At 66.7% G+C, this 4,277-nt stretch carries 4 protein-coding genes; all 4 read left to right on the forward strand.

Annotated features, from left to right (window positions below):
- Positions 1-3: 3 nt before the first annotated feature.
- The 4 genes from QRO91_RS21970 (at position 4) to QRO91_RS21985 (ending at position 3,938) form a co-directional block, all read left to right on the forward strand.
- Complete coding sequence (locus QRO91_RS21970; RefSeq protein ID WP_197651258.1) at positions 4-735, forward strand: YebC/PmpR family DNA-binding transcriptional regulator; 732 nt, start codon at positions 4-6, stop codon at positions 733-735.
- Positions 736-840: 105 nt separating this feature from the next.
- Complete coding sequence (gene ruvC, locus QRO91_RS21975) at positions 841-1,362, forward strand: crossover junction endodeoxyribonuclease RuvC (protein ID WP_006386268.1); 522 nt, start codon at positions 841-843, stop codon at positions 1,360-1,362.
- A 13-nt stretch (positions 1,363-1,375) separates the two neighbouring features.
- A complete protein-coding gene (ruvA, locus tag QRO91_RS21980) occupies positions 1,376-1,969 on the forward strand; it encodes a Holliday junction branch migration protein RuvA (RefSeq protein WP_010481591.1) in 594 nt (197 codons plus the stop codon).
- Positions 1,970-2,087: 118 nt separating this feature from the next.
- On the forward strand, positions 2,088-3,938 hold the full coding sequence (locus QRO91_RS21985; protein WP_180848865.1) for a potassium transporter Kup: 1,851 nt from the start codon (positions 2,088-2,090) through the stop codon (positions 3,936-3,938).
- Positions 3,939-4,277: the final 339 nt, after the last annotated feature.

Below are 4,277 nucleotides of genomic sequence, written 5' to 3' on the forward strand. Positions count from 1 at the left end.
CCCATGGGTAGAGGCCCCTCCATCGAAGCCCGCAAGAACGCGTCCGACGCGAAGCGTGGCAAGATTTTCACCAAGATCATCCGTGAGATCGGCGTTGCCGCGCGCGGCGGTGGAGGCGACCCCAACAACAACCCGCGCCTGCGCGTGGCGATGGACAAGGGCCTGGCCGTGAACATGTCCAAGGACGTGATCGAGCGCGCCATCAAGAAGGCCACTGGTGAACTGGAAGGCGTTGATTACGAGGAAATCCGCTACGAGGGTTACGCCCCGGGTGGCGTGGCCGTGATCGTCGACTGCCTGACCGACAACCGCGTGCGCACCGTGGCCGATGTCCGCCATGCGTTCAGCAAGTGCGGCGGCAACATGGGCACCGAAGGCTCGGTGGCCTTCATGTTCAAGCGCCTGGGCGTGCTCAGCTTCGCCCCGGGCGCCGACGAGGAAGCCATCACCGAAGCGGCCATCGAGGCCGGCGCCGATGACATCGTGGTCTACCCGGACGACGGCTCGATCGACGTGGTCACCAGCCCTGACGCGTTCAACGCGGTGAAGGATGCGATGGTCGCCGCCGGCCATGTCGCCGACCACGCCGAAATCACCTTCCGCGCGGACAATGACATCAAGGTGGAAGGCGACGTCGCCCTTCAGGTCAAGAAGCTGCTGGACATGCTGGAAGACCTGGACGACGTGCAGGACGTGTACTCCAACGCCGAACTCGGCGCCGACGCCTACGCCTGAGCCGTCTTCGACGGCCTGGGCGCGGGCCGTTGAACGGTCACCGCGGACAGTCATGAGCCCATACGCCTGCCAGCGCCTCCCGTTCCGCCCCGCCAGGAGTGCAGCATGACCCGCATCCTCGGCATCGACCCCGGTTCGCAGCGGACCGGGGTCGGCATCATCGATGTCGACGCCACCGGCCGCGTCAGCCACGTGCACCACCAGCCGCTGGTGCTGCTGGGCGCCGACGACTTCCCGCAGCGCATGAAGCTGCTGGTGCTGGGCCTGGCCGACCTGTGCCGCGAATACGAGCCACAGGAAGTGGCCATCGAACGCGTGTTCATGGCCCGCAACCCCGATTCAGCGCTGAAGCTGGGCCAGGCCCGTGGCGCGGCGATCTCGGCCGTGGTGCTGCGCGACCTGCCGGTGCACGAATATGCGGCCAGCGAGATCAAGCTGGCGGTGGTCGGCCGCGGTGGCGCCGAAAAGCAACAGGTTCAACACATGGTCGGGCTCATGCTCAACCTGAAAACCAAGCTGCAGGCCGACGCGGCCGACGCGTTGGCGGTGGCGATCACCCATGCCCACGTAAGGGCGACGGCCAACCGCCTGGGGCTCAGTGCCCGCCAGGCGTGGGGCCGCAAATGAGGAGCTGCACGCAATGATCGGTCGACTGCGCGGCATCGTCGCCTACAAGGCGCCGCCGTGGCTGGTGGTGGACGTGAACGGAGTGGGCTACGAGCTGGAGGCGCCGATGAGCACCTTCTATGACCTGCCCGAGCTCGGCCGCGAGGTCACCCTGTACACCCATTACGCACAGAAGGAAGACAGCGTCTCGCTGTACGGCTTCCTGCGCGAGGGCGAGCGGCGCCTCTTCCGCGACGTGCAGAAGGTCAGCGGCATCGGCGCGAAGATCGCGCTGGCCGTGCTGTCAGGCGTCACCGTCGAGGAATTCGCGCGCATGGTCCAGGCCGGCGACATCACCGCGCTGACCCGCATTCCGGGCATCGGCAAGAAGACCGCCGAGCGCATGGTGCTGGAGCTGCGTGACCGCGCCGCCCAGTTCGGTGCCGGCGGCGCGCTGCCCACCGGCAGTGGCCCGGCCCCGGCCGACCCGCTGTCCGATGCCACCGTGGCGCTGCAGCAGCTGGGCTACAAGCCGGCTGAAGCCGCCCGCATGGCCCGGGACGCCTTCAATGAAGGCGACGAAGTGGCCACCGTGATCCGCAAGGCGCTGCAGTCGGCGCTGCGCTGATCCGCCTTCCTTTCCTTCAACGAACCGCCTGAGCTTCGCCAGGAGTCCCATGTCCAGCAGTCAAACCCCGCACGCAGCTGCCCCCGGCGGCCACGGTCACGCTCCTCCAGCCGGAGGCATGGCGCTGATCATCGGTGCGATCGGCGTGGTCTTCGGCGATATCGGTACCAGCCCGCTGTACACCCTGAAGGAGGCGTTCTCGCCGCACTATGGGCTCAACAGCGACCACGACACCGTGCTGGGCGTGCTGTCGCTGGCGTTCTGGGCGCTGAACATCGTGGTTACGCTGAAGTACGTGACCATCATCATGCGCGCCGACAATGACGGCGAGGGCGGCATCATGGCGCTGATGGCGCTGACCCAGCGCACCCTGCGCAACGGGTCGCGCTCGGCCTATGTGGTGGGCATCCTGGGCATCTTCGGCGCCTCGCTGTTCTTCGGCGACGGCGTGATCACCCCGGCCATTTCAGTGCTGGGCGCGGTCGAAGGCCTGGAGGTGGCGGCCCCCGGCCTGCATGCGTTCATCGTGCCGATCACCGTGGTGGTGCTGCTGATGGTGTTCGCCGCGCAGCGCTTCGGTACGGAGAAGATCGGCAAGGCGTTCGGCCCGATCACCTCGGTCTGGTTCATTTCGCTGGCGGCGATCGGCATCTACAACATCGTCGACGCGCCGGAAGTGCTGAAAGCCTTCAACCCGTGGTGGGCGATCCGCTTCTTCATGGAGCACAGCTGGCACGGCATCTTCATCCTCGGTGCGGTGGTGCTGGCAGTGACCGGCGGCGAAGCGCTGTACGCCGACATGGGCCATTTCGGCGCCAAGCCGATCCGCCACGCCTGGTACTTCTTCGTGCTGCCGTGCCTGGTGTTGAACTACCTGGGGCAGGGCGCGCTGGTGCTCAACCATCCCGAGGCGCTGAAGAACCCGTTCTTCGAGGCCGTGCCGTCGTGGGCGCTGTACCCGATGATCATCCTGGCCACGATGGCGGCGGTGATCGCCTCGCAGTCGGTCATCACCGGCGCGTTCTCGGTCTCGCGCCAGGCCATGCAGCTGGGCTACATCCCGCGCATGCGCATCAAGCACACCTCGCACGACACCATCGGCCAGATCTACATCCCGGGGATCAACTGGGGTATCGCGGTGATGGTGATCGGCCTGGTGCTGGCCTTCCGCAGCTCGTCCAACCTGGCCGTGGCCTACGGCATCTCGGTGTCGGCCACCATGCTGATCGATACCCTGCTGCTGGCCCTGGTCGCCCGCTCGCTGTGGCCGAAGGCGCGCGCCTGGCTGCTGCCGCTGTGCGTGGTGTTCTTCATCATCGACCTCGGCTTCGTCATCGCCAACGGCGCCAAGCTGCTGCAGGGCGCCTGGTTCCCGGTGGTGCTGGGCATCTTCCTGTTCACCATGATGCGCACCTGGCGCCGTGGCCGCGAACTGCTGCGCGATGAGATCCGCAAGGACGGCATCCGCCTGGATACCTTCCTGCCGGGCCTGATGCTGGCACCGCCGGTACGCGTGCCGGGCACCGCCGTGTTCCTCACCGCCGACCCGACCGTGGCCCCGCACGCGCTGATGCACAACCTCAAGCACAACAAGGTGCTGCACGAGCGCAACGTGTTCCTGCACGTGGTGACGCTGCCGGTGCCGTACGCGCCGGAGGGACAGCGGCTGAAGATCGAATCGGTGGGCGACGAGTTCTACCGGGTCTACGTGCGCTTCGGCTTCATGGAGACCCCGGACGTGCCGCTGGCGCTGATGCGCTCGTGCGACCACGGCGGCATCTACTTCGACCCGATGGACACCACCTTCTTCGCCAGCCGCGAGACCATCGTGGCCACCGCCAACCGCGGCATGCCGATCTGGCGCGACAAGCTGTTCGCGCTGATGCATCGGAATGCCGCGCCGGCCACGGGCTTCTTCCGGATTCCAGGCAACCGTTTGGTCGAGCTGGGCGCGCAGGTAGAGATTTAATCTCCACCTGCGCTACGTCCCACGATTTGCTGCGCAAACCGTGGGCCCCGCGCGCATTCCACCTTATCCCCCCGCCTATCGGCGCGCCCCCTTGAACAACAAGGGGGCTGGGCTTCCCGAAGTGTTCCGCGCCAGCAGCTGGGCATTGCTCGGCTGCACCGTTCCATCCACGCATGGCGTGGATCTACCGTGTCGACCAAGGTCGACACCCACCAAGAGCGGGCAGAGCAGGCCACGCCATCCAGACAGATCGCGGGAATCTGTCGAAGGCGGGGTGGGTCCGGTTGCGGGGGCGTGAGCCGCATGGATGCGGCGACCGAGCCTACATGGACGTATTTA

The organism is Stenotrophomonas maltophilia group sp. Smal32 (genome assembly GCF_030237085.1).
Taxonomy (GTDB): Bacteria; Pseudomonadota; Gammaproteobacteria; order Xanthomonadales; family Xanthomonadaceae; genus Stenotrophomonas; species Stenotrophomonas maltophilia_Q.

Coding starts and splice junctions, on each gene's coding strand:
- ruvA (WP_010481591.1), top strand. CDS start 1,376: ATGATCGGTCGACTGCGCGGCATCGTCGCCTACAAGGCGCCGCCGTGG.
- QRO91_RS21970 (WP_197651258.1), top strand. CDS start 4: ATGGGTAGAGGCCCCTCCATCGAAGCCCGCAAGAACGCGTCCGACGCG.
- QRO91_RS21985 (WP_180848865.1), top strand. CDS start 2,088: ATGGCGCTGATCATCGGTGCGATCGGCGTGGTCTTCGGCGATATCGGT.
- ruvC (WP_006386268.1), top strand. CDS start 841: ATGACCCGCATCCTCGGCATCGACCCCGGTTCGCAGCGGACCGGGGTC.